This is a genomic window from Kitasatospora sp. NPDC051984, assembly GCF_044593455.1.
GTDB lineage: Bacteria > Actinomycetota > Actinomycetes > Streptomycetales > Streptomycetaceae > Kitasatospora.
The window spans coordinates 226,586-244,463 of the sequence record NZ_JBIUCB010000002.1; the positions used below are offsets into that span (position 1 = coordinate 226,586).

General features: G+C 72.3%; 16 protein-coding genes. 4 read left to right on the forward strand and 12 right to left on the reverse strand.

Annotation, left to right across the window (positions count from 1 at the left end; all coding sequences use genetic code 11):
* Nucleotides 1-37 precede the first annotated feature (37 nt).
* From ACIHEI_RS05045 to ACIHEI_RS05075, 7 genes are read right to left on the reverse strand one after another with little or no spacing between them, the layout of a single operon-like run.
* Nucleotides 38-643 carry a TetR/AcrR family transcriptional regulator gene (locus ACIHEI_RS05045; RefSeq protein WP_396605642.1) on the reverse strand — a complete coding sequence of 202 codons (606 nt, stop codon included), beginning with the start codon at nt 641-643 and terminating at the stop codon, nt 38-40.
* Nucleotides 644-671: 28 nt separating this feature from the next.
* Nucleotides 672-1,517: a fumarylacetoacetate hydrolase family protein gene (locus ACIHEI_RS05050; protein ID WP_387859054.1), complete on the reverse strand. Its 846-nt coding sequence runs from the start codon at nt 1,515-1,517 to the stop codon at nt 672-674.
* Nucleotides 1,518-1,530: 13 nt separating this feature from the next.
* On the reverse strand, nt 1,531-2,457 hold the full coding sequence (locus tag ACIHEI_RS05055; protein WP_396605643.1) for a 3,4-dihydroxyphenylacetate 2,3-dioxygenase: 927 nt from the start codon (nt 2,455-2,457) through the stop codon (nt 1,531-1,533).
* Nucleotides 2,450-3,913: an aldehyde dehydrogenase gene (locus ACIHEI_RS05060; protein WP_396605644.1), complete on the reverse strand. Its 1,464-nt coding sequence runs from the start codon at nt 3,911-3,913 to the stop codon at nt 2,450-2,452. The genes ACIHEI_RS05055 and ACIHEI_RS05060 overlap by 8 nt, the downstream gene beginning before the upstream one ends.
* 29 nt (nt 3,914-3,942) lie before the next feature.
* Nucleotides 3,943-4,755: an acetoacetate decarboxylase family protein gene (locus tag ACIHEI_RS05065; protein WP_387636028.1), complete on the reverse strand. Its 813-nt coding sequence runs from the start codon at nt 4,753-4,755 to the stop codon at nt 3,943-3,945.
* A 9-nt stretch (nt 4,756-4,764) separates the two neighbouring features.
* On the reverse strand, nt 4,765-5,961 hold the full coding sequence (locus ACIHEI_RS05070) for an NAD(P)/FAD-dependent oxidoreductase (protein WP_396605867.1): 1,197 nt from the start codon (nt 5,959-5,961) through the stop codon (nt 4,765-4,767).
* 19 nt (nt 5,962-5,980) lie between these two features.
* A complete protein-coding gene (locus ACIHEI_RS05075) occupies nt 5,981-6,169 on the reverse strand; it encodes a ferredoxin (RefSeq protein WP_387636030.1) in 189 nt (62 codons plus the stop codon).
* A gap of 290 nt (nt 6,170-6,459) precedes the next feature.
* On the opposite strand from ACIHEI_RS05075, the gene ACIHEI_RS05080 reads away from it, so the two are divergent.
* Nucleotides 6,460-7,815 (forward strand): glutamine synthetase family protein, encoded by a 1,356-nt coding sequence (locus tag ACIHEI_RS05080; protein WP_387636032.1) that lies wholly within the window; start codon nt 6,460-6,462, stop codon nt 7,813-7,815.
* A 17-nt stretch (nt 7,816-7,832) separates the two neighbouring features.
* Nucleotides 7,833-9,119: a cytochrome P450 gene (locus tag ACIHEI_RS05085; protein WP_396605645.1), complete on the forward strand. Its 1,287-nt coding sequence runs from the start codon at nt 7,833-7,835 to the stop codon at nt 9,117-9,119.
* Nucleotides 9,120-9,210: 91 nt separating this feature from the next.
* Here ACIHEI_RS05085 and ACIHEI_RS05090 read toward each other — a convergent pair whose 3' ends face one another.
* The 4 genes from ACIHEI_RS05090 to ACIHEI_RS05105 all read right to left on the reverse strand — a co-directional run bounded on the left by ACIHEI_RS05090 (nt 9,211) and on the right by ACIHEI_RS05105 (nt 13,655).
* A complete protein-coding gene (locus ACIHEI_RS05090) occupies nt 9,211-10,311 on the reverse strand; it encodes a Gfo/Idh/MocA family oxidoreductase (RefSeq protein WP_392950537.1) in 1,101 nt (366 codons plus the stop codon).
* A gap of 19 nt (nt 10,312-10,330) precedes the next feature.
* On the reverse strand, nt 10,331-11,452 hold the full coding sequence (locus ACIHEI_RS05095) for a DegT/DnrJ/EryC1/StrS family aminotransferase (RefSeq protein ID WP_396605646.1): 1,122 nt from the start codon (nt 11,450-11,452) through the stop codon (nt 10,331-10,333).
* Nucleotides 11,453-11,486: 34 nt separating this feature from the next.
* A complete protein-coding gene (locus ACIHEI_RS05100) occupies nt 11,487-12,707 on the reverse strand; it encodes a UDP-N-acetylglucosamine 2-epimerase (protein ID WP_396605647.1) in 1,221 nt (406 codons plus the stop codon).
* A gap of 216 nt (nt 12,708-12,923) precedes the next feature.
* Nucleotides 12,924-13,655 carry an SDR family NAD(P)-dependent oxidoreductase gene (locus ACIHEI_RS05105; protein ID WP_396605648.1) on the reverse strand — a complete coding sequence of 244 codons (732 nt, stop codon included), beginning with the start codon at nt 13,653-13,655 and terminating at the stop codon, nt 12,924-12,926.
* 149 nt (nt 13,656-13,804) lie between these two features.
* On the opposite strand from ACIHEI_RS05105, the gene ACIHEI_RS05110 reads away from it, so the two are divergent.
* The gene (locus ACIHEI_RS05110; RefSeq protein WP_396605649.1) at nt 13,805-14,728 is read left to right on the forward strand and encodes a carbohydrate kinase family protein; all 924 of its coding nucleotides are present in this window, start codon (nt 13,805-13,807) and stop codon (nt 14,726-14,728) included.
* A gap of 91 nt (nt 14,729-14,819) precedes the next feature.
* Nucleotides 14,820-16,838, forward strand: a complete 2,019-nt coding sequence (locus tag ACIHEI_RS05115) for an HAD-IIB family hydrolase (protein WP_396605650.1) — start codon at nt 14,820-14,822, stop codon at nt 16,836-16,838.
* 14 nt (nt 16,839-16,852) lie between these two features.
* On the opposite strand, the gene ACIHEI_RS05120 is transcribed toward ACIHEI_RS05115, so the two are convergent.
* Entirely contained in the window at nt 16,853-17,878 is a 1,026-nt protein-coding gene (locus ACIHEI_RS05120; protein WP_396605651.1) for an alcohol dehydrogenase catalytic domain-containing protein, read from the reverse strand.

Genomic DNA, 17,878 nt, shown 5'->3' on the forward strand with positions numbered 1-17,878 from the left:
CGCTCCCGCGGTAACGGTTTGAAGCAGGCCGCGCAGGTCAGCGGTCCGCCAAGCCCTCCAGCAGGGCGCGGAGTTCGGACAGCGCGTCCTCGGTGGCCGCCCGCTCGCCGAACACCAGCTGATGCAGCACCAGGCCCTCCAGCGCGGCGAACACCAGCCGGGACAGGCCGGGGCTCACCGGCTCGGGCAGCAGGCGGCCCAGCTCGCGCCGGCTGGCCTCGAAGTACTCCTCGTACAGCCCGCGCAGGTGCGCCAGCAGCTCCGGACGGCGGCGCGCCTCCAGCATCAACTCGTACTGGAACACCTGGAGTTCGGGCCCGGCCTCGACCATGTCGGCCAGGCCGGTGGCGAACTCCGCGGGGCTCTCCGCGCCGGCCTCCAGGGCGCTGCTGCTGATCGAGGAGCGGACGGCGTGCGCCACCGCCTCCTCGATCAGCGCGTCGCGCGAGCCGAAGTGGTGCACGACCAGGCCGTGGGTGACCCCGGCCTCCTCCGCGACGGCCCGGTAGGTGAGGTTGCGCAAGCCCCCTCGGGCCACCACCCGCACCGCCGCCTCCAGCAGCGCGGTGCGGCCCATCCCGTAGTTCTTCACGCGCTTGCGGGTGGAGGGCTTCGCGGAAGGCAGCTGGTCGGGGTCGTTCATGGCCGTGACCCTACCGGGAGGCACCGGTTCAGCGCTTCGGAGGCCGGATGCCGCGGAACTCCCAGTCCCCGCCCAGCGCGGTGGACAGCACCTCCTCCGACTCGGTGGGCTGCGCGCCCACGTCGGTGCGGATCGCCGTCGGGCCGGTGACGATGTGGTTGGTCAGCTTGCCGAGGCCCTCGACCTCCACCTCGACGACGTCACCCGGCTGCACGGGGCGGGAGTTGGCGGGGGTGCCGGAGAGCAGCACGTCGCCGGGGTACAGGGTGATGGTGCGGGCGATGTCGGCGACCAGGTAGTGCATGTCCCAGGTCATCTCGTCGGTGGAGCCGTCCTGCACCACCTCGCCGTTGACGTAGGTGCGCAGCTTCTTCCCGCGGAAGTCCCAGTCGGTGACCAGGCCGGGGCCGAGCGGGCACAGCGTGTCGGCGCCCTTGACGCGCAGCATCGAGCCGGCGTCGGTGTCCCGGAAGTCGTGCAGGCCGTAGTCGTTGGCGACGGTGTAGCCCGCGATGTAGTCACCCGCCTCCTCGGGGGAGATGTTGCGCGCGGTCTTCCCGATGACGATGGCCACCTCGCCCTCGTAGTTGAGCCACTTGCAGCCCTCGGGGCGGACGATGGCGCCGCCGTGCGAGTTCAGCGAGGAGGTGGGCTTGTGGAAGTAGGTGGGGGTGTCGGTCAGGTTGATCTGGAACTCGTCCACCCGGCTGCGGTGGTTGAGGTGGACGGCGATCACCTTGGACGGCACCACGGGCGGCAGGTGGTGGGCGTCGGCGATGGCGACCCGGCGGCCGTCACCGGCGACCAGCTCGTCGCCGTCGCGGACGGTCTCGACGACGGCGCCGTCGAGGAGGATGCGGCGGTACTCGGGCACGGTGGGGCCTTTCTCAGACGAGGCTGTGGGGATTGCGCGGGGCGGGCAGGCCGGTGCCGGTCCAGCCGTCCTCGGGGCGGTCGAACCAGAGGTGGACCTGGCCGGTGCCGATGGAGTTCTCGTACTCGCCGTACTGGCGGGCCTTCGCGGTGCACGCCCGCTCGCCGAGGGCGCCGGCCATCATCAGGTAGTGGGCGAACCGGGCCTCGGGCTTGTAGGTGGCGAACTCGTCCATGGTGTCGAGCACTTGGTCGTGCCGCCCTTCCTTGAACCATTCGATCCGCTGCTCGTCGGCGGCCCGCGCCTCGGGGGTGAAGATGTGCGAGGGGTCGCTGGACTCGTGCCTCCGGAGCTCGCGCAGCGGCCAGAAGGTGTGCGACAGCGCGCCGGAGGCGATCACGATCACCCGGCGGCCGGGGGTGGCGGCGATGCCGTCGGCCAGCGCGCGGCCGAGGCGCAGGTGGTCCTCCGCGTCGCCGGTCTGGCAGACGCCGATGGTCACCCAGCGCTTGTCGGGCAGGCCCTCGCCGAGGTACTTCCACAGGTTGACGGTGGCGTAGAAGATCGGCAGGTACGGGTCGTCGATCGGGGTGATCCAGGTGCCGTGCTTGTCGGCGAACTTCCCGATGTTGTGGGCGAGTTCGGGGTCGCCGGGGTAGTCGTAGGGCATCCGGCACATGCCGCGCGGCAGTTCCTCGGAGGTGAACAGACCGGCCCGGCGCTGCTGCGCGGTGACCACGAATTCGACGGTGGTCGCCCAGTGCGAGTCGAGCACCACGACGGTGTCGTAGTCGTCGCGCCCGAACACCTCCTCGCGCAGTTGCTTCAGGCCGGTGACGAGGGTGATCTCCTTGCCCTCGTTCAGCTCCCGCCGGATCTCCTCGGGGAGCACGACGGTGGGGACGTGGGCCAGCAGGCCGGCCCCGACGATCTCACCCATGGTCCTTCCAACCCTTCGGCGCGGTGACGGTGTTCTTGACGTCGCAGTAGAAGTCGAAGCTCCAGGTGCCGCCCTCCCGGCCGACGCCGGAGTGCCGGGAGCCGCCGAACGGGGCCTGCAGGTCGCGGACGAAGAAGCAGTTGACCCAGACGGTGCCCGCGACCAGCTGCCCGGTGACCCGCGCGGCGCGCTCCTGGTCGCCGGTGGCGAGGGTGGCGGCCAGGCCGAACCGGGTGTCGTTGGCGAGCTGGACGGCCTCCGCCTCGTCGCGGAAGGTCTGGAGCGTCAGGACGGGGCCGAACACCTCCTCCTGGACGATCTCCGAGTCCTGTGCGACGTCGGTGAGCAGGGTCGGCGCGTAGAACTGTCCGGCCAGGCGCTCGCCGCCGATGACGGCGCGGGCGCCGGCCTCGATGGCGCGCCGCACGAAGCCGTCGATCTTCTCCAGCTGGCGGATGTGGATGTTCGGGCCGATGTCGGTCGGCAGCTCGCGCGGGTCGCCCTGGCGCAGCTCGGCGGCCTTCTCGGCGAAGCGGCGGGTGAACTCCTCGGCGACGGACTCCTCGACCAGCAGCCGGGTGGCGGCCAGGCAGACCTGTCCGGCGTTGTCGTACTGCTCGACGGCGAGGTCGACGGCGAGGTCGAGGTCGGCGTCGGCGAACACCAAGAGCGGTGACTTGCCGCCGAGTTCGAGGCTGAGCGGGGTGAGGTTGGCGGCGGCGGACGCGGCGATGTGCTTGGCGGTCGGCACCGAGCCGGTGAAGCTGATCCGGCGCACGTCGGGGTGCGAGGTCAGCGCGTCGCCGATCTCCGAACCGAGGCCCTGCACCACGTTGAACACGCCGGCCGGCAGCCCGGCCTCGGCGGCGATGTCGGCGAGCAGCGAGGCCGTCATCGGCGTCCACTCGGCGGGCTTGAGGACGACCGTGTTGCCGGCCGCCAGCGCGGGGGCGATCTTCCAGGTCGCGAGCATCAGCGGCGCGTTCCACGGCGTGATCAGCACGCAGGGGCCGGCCGGGTCCCAGCTGACGTGGTTGGTGTGGCCGCGGGTGTCGAAGTCCTCGTGGCCGAGGGTCAGCAGCCAGTCGGCGAAGAACCGGAAGTTGTGCGCGACCCGGGGCATCACGCCGCGCCGGTGCGAGCGCAGCAGGGCGCCGTTGTCGGCGGTCTCGACGACGGCCAGGTCCTCCAGCCGCCGCTCGACGCCGTCGGCGATGGCGTGCAGCAGGCGGGCGCGCTCCTCGCGGGAGGTGGCGGCCCAGGCGGGGAAGGCGGCCTTGGCGGCGGCGACGGCCGCCTCGGCCTCGGTGGCGGTGCCGCGGGCGATCTCGCCGAGGACGGTGCCGTCGATCGGCGAGTGGTCGGTGAAGGTCGCGGCGGAGGCGACGCGTTCGCCGCCGATCCAGTGCCGGGTGTCGACGGTGACCCCGGCGACGGTGGTGAGGTGTCCGCTCATTGCGTCAATTTCCTTGCTGGGCACGGGAGTTACTCGGCGGCGACGGTGGTGGTGTTGGAGGCCAGCAGCCGGCCGCCGTCCCAGACCACGCCGACCTGGCGGTAGTAGGCGGCGATGGGCTCGCGGATCTCCAGCCGGGCGAGCTCCTCGGTGGGCGACTCGAACAGGTCCAGGTCGAAGTCGCCGACCCAGGCCGGTCCGGCTTCGAAGGAGGCGGCGCCGGAGGCGACCAGCTCGTCCAGGGCGAGGCCCTGGCCCTTCTCGATCGAGGGCAGCCAGCGGTGGTGGGCCATCGGGTGGCCGTTGACGAACCCGTTGGTCTCGGACGGCTCGCGCAGCGTCACCACGGCCTGGGCCAGGCGGCGGTCGGCGGCGGCGAGGGTGGCGCCGAACCGGGCGCCGGCCTCGATCCGCGGCGCGGGGCCGTAGGGGTGCGGGCGGGTCTGGTGGATCGAGCCGAGCTTCTTCGGGTAGCCCTGGTGCAGGCCGCGGGCGATCGCGAAGTCCTTGTCGACCCAGATGTACACGCAGCGCGAGTACGTCTGCCCCTGGAACTTGCAGCGGACGACCGCGAAGGCTTCCTTGTACTGGGCGAGCACCGGGTCGAGCAGTTCCCGGCCGGAGGCGGAGCAGGACTGCCAGTCGGCCCAGATCAGCGCGACCGCGCCGGGGTCCTCGTCGGCGAGTTCCAGCGGCTCGGGCAGCAGTTCGCGCACCCGCTCCGGGTCGGTGCGGTACTCGATGGTGAGCAGGTCGCCGGAGTAGCGCCACGGCGGCGAGGGGATCAGCGACGAGGAGCCCGTCGCGGTCTTGGGGTGGAAGTATCCACGGACATCGGCCACTTGGGTTCCTTACGCGGTGGGGGCGGGCTGCTTGAGCAGCTCGGCGCGGTAGCGGGCGGCGGCGGCCGCGGCCTGCTGGCCGCCGAGGGCGACGACGCCGACCAGGCGTTCGCCGTGGTGGTAGCCGACCAGGACGTCCCCGTCCGGGTCGCCGTCCAGGACGCGCACGTCCTCGCGGCCGAGGGCGGGGGCGCCGAAGGACTGGAGGCGGAAGTCGTGCTGGTCGCTCCAGAAGGTCGGCAGCGGCGCGAACGGGTCGAGGCCGTGCTCGGTGCCGGTGAGGTGCGCGAGGAGCACCTTGGCGGCGTGCTTGGCGGTGTCGGTGGGGATCGACCAGTGCTCGACGCGGCGCGGCAGGCCGTCGTAGCGGGCGTTGGGGAAGCGGGCGACGTCGCCGACGGCGACCACCTCCGGCCGGCCGCCGACCCGCAGGTGCCGGTCGGTGAGCACGCCGTCGGTGAGGTCGAGTCCGTTGCCGTCGAGCCACTCGGTGTTGGCCACCGAGCCGACCGACTCCACCACCACGTCGGCGGGCAGCACCCGGCCGTCGGCGAGCGCCACGCCGGTGACGTGCTCCTCGCCCTCGAAGCCGGTCACGCCGCAGCCGAGTGCGAAGCGGACGCCGCGCTGTTCGTGCCGGCGCTTCAGCGCGCCGCCGAGCAGTTCGCCGAGCGGTCCGGCCATCGGCAGCGGCAGCGGGTCGACCACGGTGACCTCGGCGGCGCCGAGCGCCACGGCGGTGGCGGCGACCTCGCAGCCGATGAAGCCGGCGCCGACCACCACCACCCGCGCGCCGGGGGCGGTCAGTGCGGCGCGCAGCTCCTGGGCGTCGTCCAGGGTGCGGACGGTGTGCCGCCCGGCGGTGGGGCCGGGGCAGCGCAGGCGGCGCGAGCGCATGCCGGTGGCGGCGACCAGTGCGGCGTACGACAGGCTCTCGCCGTCGGAGAGTTCGACGATCTGCCGGGCGAGGTCGGCGCGGACCACCGAGGTCCCGAGGCGCCACTCGACGTCGGCGACGGCGGCCCGGGGGCGGAAGGCGAGCGACTCGAAGGTGGCCTTGCCGGCCAGCACTTCCTTGGACAGCGGGGGCCGGTTGTACGGCGCGTGGGGCTCGTCCCCGACGAGGGTGATCGGGCCGGTCCAGCCGGCGGCGCGCAGCTGTTCGGCGGTGCGCAGGCCGGCCATGGAGGCGCCGGCCACCACGATGGGTGCGGCGTTCACCGGCTCAGCCTTCGATCCGGATGGCCTGCAGCGGGCAGACGTCGGCGGCTTCCTCGACGTCGGCGCGCAGCGCCTCGTCGGGGTCGGCGACGTACGCGAGACGGCCGGCTTCGTCGAAGGAGAAGACGTCGGGGGCGGCGAAGACGCACTGGCCGTGGTCCTGGCACTTGTTCATGTCGACGACGACCTGCATGGCCGGTCCTCCTGGGGGTGGGTGGGGCTGAGGGGGCGCCGGAAAGTCATTTGGCGTCAAACAACATAGGAAGCAGCCAGCCCCGGGTCAATAGCTATACGGATGGATAAATTTATGTGCCGGACCCCTTGCGGGCCGGTGACCTGCGTCTCTACGGTTGGCCACCAACAGCGAGCGGTTCCTGCGCCCAACCGCAGTCCGAACCTGCCGCTCCCCTCCCCCCAGCACCGCGAGCGCCCGTACCCCGCGCGTCCTGGGCGGCGCCCCACACTTCCCCACAGGAGACACCGGTGAGCGCATCCGACACCCCGCCCGTCCGCCACCACCAGGAGCGGCTGGCCGCCCAGGGCATCGACGTGGTCCGGGTGACCTATCCCGACCTGATCGGCACCGAACGGGCCCGGGACGTGCTGCTGGACCACCTGCCCTCGGCCTGCGACCACGGCCTGGCGTTCTGCCGCGCCGTCTACCACACCAGCCCGCAGGGCGACGTCGTCGCCGTCCCCGGCGGCCTGGACGCGGGCCTGCCCGACATCTGCGTGCGCCCCGACCTCGACACCCTCACCCCGCTGCCGTGGGAGCCCGGCGTCGCCACCTGTCTCGGCGACGTCACCGACCCCGCCACCGGACGCCCCGCCCCCGAGTCGCCCCGCGACCTGCTGCGCGCCGTCGTCGAACGGGCCCGCGAGTACGGCCTGCACCCGATCGTCGGCCCCGAGCTCGAGTACTTCCTGTGCGACCCGGCCCCCGACACCGCCCGCGGCTGGCGCCGCTACAGCGACGCCTCCGGCGTCGTCTACACCGCGGGCCTGCGCGCCGACGGCGACAACCACCTGCTGCGCACCCTGCGCCGGCTGCGCGAGCTGAACATCGGCGTCACCAGCGGGAACCACGAGTTCGACGGCTCGCAGTTCGAGATCAACCTGACCCACTCGGACGCCATGTCGGCCGCCGACCGGGCCTTCCGCTTCAAGTCCGCCATCAAGGAACTGGCCCGCACCGAAGGCCGGTTGGCCACCTTCATGGCCAAGCCGTTCATGGGCGCCGGCGGCTCCGGCTTCCACCTGCACCTGTCCTGCACGGACGACGAGGGCGGCAACCTGTTCGACGACCCGTCCGCCCCGTACGGGCTGAGCACCACCGCCCGCCACGCGGTCGCGGGCATCCTCGCGCACGCCCCCGCGCTCGCCGCGCTGTCCAACCCGACGATCAACTCCTACAAGCGCTTCGGCCCCGACACCCTCGCCCCGTGGCTGATCGACTGGGGCCTCGACAACCGCAGCGCCATGGTCCGCATCCCCCCGGAGCGCGGCGGCGGCTCCCGCTTCGAACTGCGCCTCGGCGACGCCAGCGCCAACCCCTACCTGCTGATCGCCGGCACCCTCGCGGCCGCGCTGCTCGGCGTGATCGCCGGCGACGAGCCGCCTGCCCCGCTGGAGGGCTACGGCTACGACCCCGCCAAGTCCCCGGTCCTGCCGCAGTCCCTGCCCGACGCGCTCGACGCGCTGGAGGCCGACACCGCGCTGACCGAGGTGCTCGGTAAGGACTTCACCACCGCCTACCTCTCGTACAAGCGCGACGAGGTCGCCCGCTTCCATCGGCACGTCACCGACTGGGAGTTCACCGAGTACGCCTACCACCTGTAAGCCGAGGAGCGATTCCCATGACCACCGCTGCCGTTTCCGGTGCCGTGCCCGAGCCGATGCCGCTGGACCAGGTGAACCTGGCCGATCTCGACAACTTCACCGACGGTGTCACCCCGTACCGGATGTTCCACACCCTGCGCCACCAGGACCCGGTGCACTGGCAGGAGGAGGAAGCGCCCAACTCCGGCTTCTGGGCGCTCACCAAGCACGCCGACATCGCCCGCGTCGACCGCGACGCCGAGACCTTCACCTCCGCCCGGTTCGTCAACCTGGAGGAGGTCGACGACGACCAGATCAAGAAGCGCGCCTCCATCCTGGAGCTCGACGGCGTCCGCCACCGCGCCCTGCGCAGCCTGCTCCAGCGCCAGTTCGGCGCGAGCGTCATCAACAGCTACGCCGACTTCCTGCGCGGCCTGACCGCCACCACGCTGGACGCCGCGCTCGCCAAGGGCACCTTCGACTTCGTCAAGGAGGTCTCCGCCGACTTCCCGATCAACGTCCTGGCCCGGCTGCTGGACGTCCCGCCGGAGGACAACCAGCAGCTCATCGACTGGGGCAACCGGATCATCGGCAACACCGACCCCGACTACGCCGACGTCCTGCTGCACAGCGCGGAGAGCGAGAAGTACCGCGACCTGCCGTTCCGCTCCCCCGCCTCGCTCGAGGTGTTCGCCTACGGCCGCGAACTCGCCGCGCAGCGCCGCGGCGGCAACGGCACCGACCTGATCTCCCGCCTGGTCAACGAGACCCCGAAGGACGGCGTACCGCTGACCGCGCAGGACTTCGACAACTACTTCCTGCTGCTGGTCGTGGCCGGCAACGAGACCACCCGGCACACCATCAGCCACTCCATGCTGGCGCTGCTCCAGCACCCCGAGCAGCTCGCCCGCCTCCAGGAAGACCCCTCGCTGATCCCCGCCGCGGTCGAGGAGTTCCTGCGCTGGGCCTCCCCCGTCTACCACTTCCGCCGCACCGCGACGCGCGACGTCGAGCTCGGCGGCAAGAACATCAAGGAGGGCGACAAGGTCGTCATGTGGTTCGCCTCCGGCAACCGCGACGAGGAAGTCTTCGGCAACCCCTACGACTTCGACGTCACCCGCCAGGACAACGACCACATCACCTTCGGCAAGGGCAGCCCCCACCTCTGCCTGGGCAACCTGCTCGCCCGCACCGAGATCCGCATCATGTTCGAGGAGCTGATCCCGCGCCTGGCCTCCATCGAGCTGGCCGGCGACGTTCCCCGGGTCCGCTCCAACTTCGTCAACGGCATCAAGAAGCTCCCGGTCTCGGTGACCCTCGCCTGACCTTCCGCCGGCCGCGCCAAGGCCGCTCCGGCCGTCCGGGGCTTCTCCTCGTCCCGAACGGCCAGGGCGGGCCTGAACGCGACAGCGGGCGCTACACCTTGACGGTCGTCCACGTCCCCGGCTCGGCCCGGCGGTAGGCCTCGAAGAGCTGGAGGATGTGGAACGCCTGGTCCAGCGAACCGAGTTCGGGGGACGTGCCGTTCAGCACGCAGTCGCAGAAGTACCTGATCTCGTCGACGTAACCCAGGAAGAACAGGTTCTTGTTGTACAGCTGCCCGTACGAGTACTCGGGCTCCCAGTGCAGCGGCGCGTCCTCCGTCGGCACCAGGTAAGACCCGGTGCGGCCGTACGCACGGGGCGGCGTCGGCCGGTAGTAGGTGACCGAATTGCCGTTCTCCACCACCACGTTGGCGTTGTGGCCGATCACCTCTACCCGGCTGGACGGGCTGCTGGGCGACTCCCCCGCCGTCAGGTGCAGCGTGCCGATCGCGCCCGACTCGAACCGCATCACGGTGACGCTGGCGCCGGTGCGCTCCTCCCACTCGTGGCTGATCCGGTCCAGCGGGCCCATCAGGTGCAGCAGCACGGCGGCCGGATGAAAGATGCAGTCGAGGAACCAGTTCATCTCCACCAGGCTGTCGCGCCGTTCGAACGCCGGCATCGACAGCGGGTAGCGGACGGAGATCGACGACGGCCCGCCGAACTCGGCCCCGGAGACGATCTCCTTCACCCGGGTCATGGCCGGCGAGAACACCGTCTTCATTCCGGTCACCACCACCCGGCCGGCCTGCCGCGCCGCCTCCTGGAGCAGCCCCACCTCCGCGCTCGACGTCGCGGTGGGCTTCTCCATCCACACGTGCGCGCCCGCCGCCAGGCAGTCGAGCGCCAGATCGACCGCCTGGAGCCGCCCGTCCTTGTCGTACGCCGTCACGATGAACACCGCGTCCGGCCGCTCCCGCTCCAGCATCTCCCGGTGGTCGGTGTAGCTGTGGGCGGCGCCGAAGATCCGCGCGTACTTCGCCGCCCGGTCGCCGTCGAGATCGCAGATCGCCCGCAGGTCGACCGGCGCGTACTGGAACGACGGGTAGACGTTCCGGTACGAGTGCCCGCCCGCGCCGATGAAGGCGCAGCGGATCGGGTTCTCGTACTCGAACTGGTAGCGGACGTGCCCGTCGAAGTCCGTTGTGGTCATGGTCTCCTCCGCCTGTAGCTCAGCCCGCGAGCAGCGCTTCGCGGGTGCTGGTCACGACGTGGGCGATCTCCTCGTCGGTGAGGTAGGGGTGGATCGGCAACGAGATCACCTCGGCGGCGTGCTTCTTCGCCCGGCCGTCGCCGACCACCCGGTGCGGGTGCCGCTCCAGGAACGGCAGCGTGTGCAGCGCGTACGGGTAGTGCACCAGCGTCTCGACGCCGGAGGCCCGCAGGGCTGCGGCCAGTTCGTCCCGCTTCGGGGTGCGCAGCACGTACTTGTGGAAGATGTTCTCGCGCAGCGAGCCGTGCTCCGGCAGGCCGCACCCGAGGTCGCCGAACCCCGCCGAGTAGGTCGAGGCGGTAGCACGGCGTTGCTTCAGCCACCTTTCCTCCTGGGCGAGTTTCACCGCGAGGACGGCGGCGGTCAGCGAGGACATCTGCGAGTTGTGCCCCAGCCGCACCACATGCCGCTTCTCGGCGTCCGCGAACCCCCAGTGCCTGAGCTGCTCGACGCTCTCGGCCACCGCCGGATCGTCCGTCAGCACCACCCCGCCGGTGCCCGGCGCGGGAATGACCTTCATCGCGTCGAAACTGTGGCAACTGGCCAGCCCCAGCGTGCCGCTGCGCCGCCCGTTCACCTCGGCGCCCAGCGACTGCGCGGCGTCCTCGACCAGCGCCAGGCCGTGCGCCCGCGCGAACTTCTCCACCGGGTCGGGCGCGGCCATCCGCCCGTACAGCTGCACGACCACCAGCGCCTTGCTGCGCGGCCCGACAGCCTCCTCTGCCAGGTCGAGGTCGATGGTGCCCTCGTCGGTCACGTCGACGAACACCGGTGTGGCGCCGGTCCGGACGATCGCGTGCAGGGTCGCGACGAACGAGACGTCACCGAGCAGCACCTCGTCGCCGGGCCCGATTCCGGCCGCCACCAGGGCGAAGTACACGGCGTCGGTGCCCGAGTTGACCACGCGCGCGTGGCGGCGGCCGGAGAGCTCCGCCAGCGACTGCTCCAGGCGCGGCACGGACTCTCCGTTCATCACCTGCCCGGAGCGGAACACCTTCTCGATCGCCGCCATCATCTCCTGACCGATGTCGTCGAATTCGCGATCGGCTCCGGTGAACGGCACATGCAGAACTCTGCTCATGGCTCGGTCTCCTGGGGTTCTCGGTGTTTCCGGCTCAGCGCCCGGAACGCGCCCGGGTGCGGGCCCGCGACTGCCGCGACTCGCGCAACTCCCGCGACTGCCGCGACTCCCGCGGCGTCCGGCTGCCCAGGCGCTCCGCGCGCGGGTGGACGCCGCGGTGCGGCAGCGCGGGCAGGATGCCGTCGAGGGCGGTGGCGATGCGGTCGCTGACCCGGGAGTCCCAGCGTTCCGGCCGCCGGGTGGGCCGGCCGGCGGCCCGCGCGAGGATGTCCCGGGTGGGCAGGTGCAGCCAGCTGTCCGCGAAGTGCGTGCTTCCGACGGCCCGGGTGACTTCGCGGGCACTGCCGGGCACCGTGGCCAGGCAGGCGACCTGCGCGGCGGCGGCCTCCTCCTGGACGCCGTCGGAGTCCGTCACCACGAACGCGCAGTTGCGCAGCAGCGCCCCGAAGGCCAGGTACGGCTGCGGCGGCAGCACCCGTTCGCTCAGGCTGCGGTCGAGCAGGCCGTTCTCGGCCAGGTGCCCCGCGGCCCGGGGGTGCAGCGGGAGGACGGGCGTCAGGCCGTGCGCGGCCAGGTCGCGCAACACGTCCAGCACCGGCTTGGGGTGGCTGAGCGCGGCCGGCTTGTGCAGCGTGGCCAGCACGTACGTGCCCGGGGTGAGGCCGAGCCGGTTCAGGGTCGCCGCGTCCCGGTCGGGGTCGTGGTGGGCGAGGTGGCACTCCGCCATGGGGTTGCCGACGAAGTGCACGGACCCGCCCGGTATGCCCTCGCCGTGCAGCGCGTCCACGGCCTCGGCGGTGGTGGCCAGGTGGTGGTCGGTGCAGGCGGTGACGATGCGGCGGTTGGCCTCCTCGGGGGTGCGGTCGGGCGAGCGCAGGCCCGCCTCCAGGTGGATCACCGGAGTGCCCCGGCGGGCGGCGACCAGCGCGGCGGCGACGGTGGAGTTCACGTCGCCGACCACCACCACGGCCTCCGCCGGGTGCTCGTCGAGGTCGCGCTCGACCAGGGCGCACAGCCGGCCGATCTGCTCGGCGTCACTGGCGGCGTCGCCGCAGCGCAGCCACCGGTCCACGTGCAGGTCGAGCTCGTCGCAGAGTCCCTGCCCGAGGCGTGGGTCGAAGTGCTGGCCGGTGTGCACGTACGTCCAGGCAGCGCTTGGCGTGCGCATCTTGCCGACCGCCTGCTGAAGCGTCCAGACCTTGGGCGTGTTGGGGCGGGCGCCCAGGTACACGGTGATCGTCGGGCCGGTGTCCATGTCTCCCACCTGCCTCCCTGGCAGCTGTCGCAAGGCTGTTCGCCGAGCTACGAGGAGCCTAGGTTCGGCCGGGGCGGGCCGGTCCGGCGCTTGGGCCAGGTGGCCCAAGGGGGCGGTGCCCGGCCGTCGGACCGGCCTTCGCGGTGCTTCCGCGGGCCCGACGGCGCCCCCGCCGCTGGGCCCGCCGCCACTCGTTCGAGTGACACCGCTTGCGCGCTACTTACCGGCCAGGCCGTACCCGCCGTCGACCACCAGGGTCTGGCCGGTGATGTGCCGCGCGGCGTCCGAGGCCAGGAACGCCACCGCCGACGCCACCTCGTCCGGCTCCGCGGGACGGCCGAGCAGATTGCCCCGGGCCTGCCGCCAGGTCCCCTCGTCCCAGGTCGCGACCATGTCGGTGACGGTGAACCCCGGCGCCACCGCGTTGACCCGCACCGCCGGAGCGAAACGCTTGGCCAGCGAAACCGTCAGGTTGCCCAGGGCGGCCTTCGCCATCGAGTAGAAGACCGTGCGGTCGCTGGCCAGGCCGTCAACACCCCGGATCGAGGACACCAGCACCACCGCCCCGCCGCCCTGCGCGGCCATCTTCGGCAGCACCTCCTGGAGCACCCCCACCGCGCCCCACACGTTCACGGCGAACGCCTCCGCGAGATCCGCGCGCGACGCGTCCTCGAACGGCACCACCCGGTTCACGCCCGCGCTGTACACCACCACCCGCGGCAGCCCGTGCTCCGCCACCAGATCCGCCACGCCCCGGCGCACCACCGCCCCGTCCGCCAGATCGAACGCCGCCGTCGGCGCCCCCAGCTCACTCCCCAGCTCTGCCAGCGCCGCACTCGGCGCCCGACCGTGCAGCACCACCCGATGCCCCTGCGCGCTCAACGCCCGCGCGGTCGACGCACCGATCCCCCGGGACGACCCGAGCACCAGCGCCATGCACTCCGCCATGTCCACTCCTCCCTCTGCTTTCGGCTACACGGCGATGCTGCCGCGCTGCGTGCCGCCTGTACGGGGACCCGCCCGTGGGCGGACGAAGACGCCCCGATCGGCGGCCGAAACCCACCCGTCCGCTCCCCGGCCACCCGTATGCTCCTCCGATGGAGAGCGACAGCAGCTGTGAAGTCCTGGTCGCAGGGCCCTACTTCGCGGATCTGGTGTTCCACGGCCTGCCACGCCCGGTCCAACCGGGCGGCGAGGTGTTCGCCGACGGCTTCGCCCTGGTCCCCGGCGGCGCGTACACCCTCGCCATGGCGGTCCACCGGCTCGGCCGCACGGCGGTGTGGAGCGTCGACTTCGGGACGGACGTCTTCAGCGCCGAGGTCCTGGCGGCGGCCCGCGCGGAGGGCCTGGACGAACGCGCCTTCCGCCACCACCCGTCCCCCGTACGGAGCTTGACCGTCGCACTCTCCGGCCCGGACGACCGGGCCATGGTCAGCTACCAGGACCGGGTGACCCCGGCGCCGCTCGTCCCGCTGCTGCGCCGGCACCGTCCTGCCGTCCTGATGCTCCCCCAACTCCACTGGGACTCACCGACATTGACCGCCCTGGAGGTCGCCCGACAGCTCGGCACGCTGGTGGTACAGGACTGCCACGACGTCCCGGCCTCCCTGACGGACCCGGCGGTGCGCCGCATCCTCGCCGAGGTCGACGTCTTCACCCCGAACGCCGCCGAGGCCCTCCACCTCACCGGCGCCACCGACCTCGACGACGCGATCACCGAACTCGCCGCCCTGGTACCGACCTTGGTGGTCAAGCGCGGCGCGGACGGTGCCGTCGCGCTCCGGTCCGGCAAGCGCTACGACGCCCCCGCCGTACCGGTGCGCGCCGTCGACACCACCGCGGCCGGCGACTGCTTCAACGCGGGCCTCGTCCACGGCCTGCTGTCCGGCCACGACCTCCCCACCTGCCTGACCATCGCCACCACCTGCGGCACCGCCGCCGTCACCGCCCCGGGCTCCAGTGCGGCCCTGCACGCGGCCGACCTCGAAAACCGGCCGGAACGGCTCCCCCGAGCCCAATAGGGTGCACAACTACGATGCGGATCACCGAGTTGCCCCGGTGTCCCGAAGTGACCTCTTCACCACATCCGGCCGTCGTGTTAGCGTCCGTCGGATGTCGAGGATTCTGGTCACGGACCTGGACGGCACCCTGCTCGGCGGCGAAGCCGACGACCGGCTCCGGCTGCGCGAAGCACTCGCCCGCCACCCCGAAGTGACGGTGGTCTTCGCCACCGGCCGCGGCCCGGACTCGGTCCGCGACGTCCTGCGCGACCCCCTCGTCCCGCGCCCGCGCTGGATCGTCGCCGATGTCGGCGCCACCGTCCTCGACGGCACCGACTTCTCCCCCGTCGAACCCTTGCAGGGGCAGCTGCGCACCGGCTGGCCGGGATCGCACCGGGTACGCGCCGCGCTGAGTGCCTTCCCCGCACTCCAGTACCAGAGCGAGGTACCGCAGGACGGCCGCTGCTCGTACTACCTGACGCCGGACCGGCTCACCGGCGAACTCCTGTCAGCCGTCGAGGAGTTGGGGCTGGCCTGGGTCTACTCCGGGGACCGGTACTTCGACGTCCTGCCACCGGAGGCGTCCAAGGGCGGGGCGGTCCGGGCGCTGGCCGAGAAGCTGAACTGGCCCGCCGAGTCGATCCTGGTGGCCGGGGACTCGCTCAACGACCTGTCGCTGTTCCGGCTCGGCACCCACGGGGTGATCGTGGGCGGCGCCGAAGCCGCGCTCGACGCGGCGGTCGGCGACGACCCGCTGGTGCACCGGCCCGACCGGCCGGGCGCGGCGGGCATTCTGGCGGCCCTCCGGACCCTCGGCTGGGTGACTCCCTCCTCGCCGCCGCGCCGCCAAGCGCTCGTCGTCGGCTACCACCGCCCGCCCCCGCAGGACCGGCCGCCGGCCAGCCCCAACGGCATCCTGCCCACCCTGAGCAGCGCCTTCGCCGACGGCTTACCGGGCATCTGGGTCGCTGCCGCGTCGGCTCCGTCACCACCCCCCGATCAGCCTTTCCTGGTCTCGCTGAGCCCCGAACAGTGGAGCGGCTTCGTCCACCGGGCGTGCAAGGAGATCCTCTGGCCGGTCCTGATGTCCGAACCGGAACGCTCCGTCTTCGACCCTCACGCCTGGGCCGTCTACCGCGCCGTCAACGCCCGCTTCGCCGAGCACATCACTGCTCTGGCCGCACCCGGTGCGACGGTCTGGCTGCACGACTACAACCTCTGGCTGGTCCCCGGGTTCCTCCGCGCCGCCCGCCCCGACCTGCGCATCGGGCTGTTCCACCACACGCCGTTCCCGTCGCCCGAGGTGTTCGCCACCCTTCCGGTCGCCGCCGAACTGCGCGCCTCCCTCACCCGCCTCGACTGGGCCGGCTTCCACACCGCCGGCTTCGCGTCCCGCTTCCGCCGCACCCTTCCTTCCCCACCGCGCACCGGCGTCCACCCGCTGGGCGTCGACCGCCCCGCCATCGAGGCACTCGCCCGCACCCGCACCCCCGCGCCCCGCCCGCCGACCGGCCAACTGGTGCTGTCCGTCGAACGGCTCGACTACGCCAAGGCCCCCGTCCAGAAGGTCGACGCGCTCGACCGCCTGCTCGCCACCCGCCCCGAGCTCCGGGGCCGACTGACCTTCCGCCTGATCTGCGCACCGCCCGAACCGGGCATCACCGCCCACGACACCACCCGCACCCAGCTCGAACACCGCATCGCCGAGGTGAACGCCCGCTGGCAGCACGGCAGTTGGCAGCCCATCGACTACCACCCGCACAGCCTCCCGTTCGCCGAGGTGGTGGACGAGTACCTGGCGGCGGACGTCTTCTGGGTGACGTCGCTCCAGGACGGAATGAACCTGACGGCCAAGGAGTTCATCGCCGCCCACGCCGCCCTCCCCCGCCCGGGCGTCCTGGTCCTCTCCCACCACGCGGGCGCCGCCGAGGAGTTCGGCCCCGCCGCCCTCCTCACCGACCCACGCTCCCCCGAGGACCTGGTCACCCAACTGGCCCACGCCCTCACCACCACCCCCACCGACCGCCGCACCCGCATGACGGCCCTCTCCGGCCTCCTCGGCCACGACCGCCCGGTGGACTGGGCCCACCGCGTCATCGACGCCATCCGGCAGGCCCCGCACCGCACTTGAGCCCCTCGGCGCTGTCAGGCGGTGGTGAGGACCATCCGGAAGCGGGCGCGGCCGTCGAGCATCTTCTGGTAGGCCTGTTCGGCCTGGTCGAGAGGGACGGTCTCGGTCATGGGGCGGATGTTGTGCAGGAGGCTGAACTCCATGGTGTCCTGCACGTCCTGGGCGGTGCCGGAGGGGTGGCCGCGGATGATGCGGCCGGCCATCAGGAGTTGGGCGGGGGTGATGCCGAGGGGGGCGGTGTCGGCGCCGATGACGACGAGTTCGCCGCGGGGGGCGAGGCCGTCGGCGGTGGCGGTCATGGCTTCGGCGTTGGCGGCGGTGGCGAGGACGACTCTGGCGCCGCCGAGGGCTTGGAGGGCGGTGGCGACGGGGGTGTCGGAGGTGCTGTCGAGGTAGTGGTGGGCGCCGAGCTGTTCGGCGAAGGCGGCTTTCTCGTGGCCGCGGGCGATCGCCACGGTCTCGAAGCCCATCGCGGCGGCGTACTGCACGCCGAGGTGTCCGAGACCGCCGAGGCCGAGTACGGCGACCAGGTCGCCGGCCCGGGCGGAGCTGCGTCGCATGCCGTTGAAGACCGTCACGCCCGCGCAGGACATGGGTGCGGCGTCGGCCGCGTCGAGCTTCGCGGGGATCCGGGCCAGGGCGTCGACGGGGGCGATCACCTTCTCGGCGAATCCGCCGTCGTACGCCCAGCCGGGGACCTTGAGGTTGGGGCAGACGATGAAGTCTCCCTCCCGGCACTGCCGGCAGTGGCCGCAGCTGCCGCCGAACCAGCCGACCGCCACCCGGTCCCCGACCTGCCAGCCGAAGATGTCGGCGCCCGCTCCCAACTCCTCGATCCGGCCCGCGATTTCGTGGCCGGGGACTTCGGGGAAGGACACGCCCGGCAGCACGCCGCTCAGGAAGAGCGCGTCGCTGTGGCAGACCCCGCACGCTTCGACGGCGATGCGAACGTGGCCCGGGCCCGGCGGTGGCACCGCGCGTTCGGCCGGCTCCAGCGGGCCGTTGGGGGCGGTGGCCTGCATGACGCGGTAGGTGCCCAT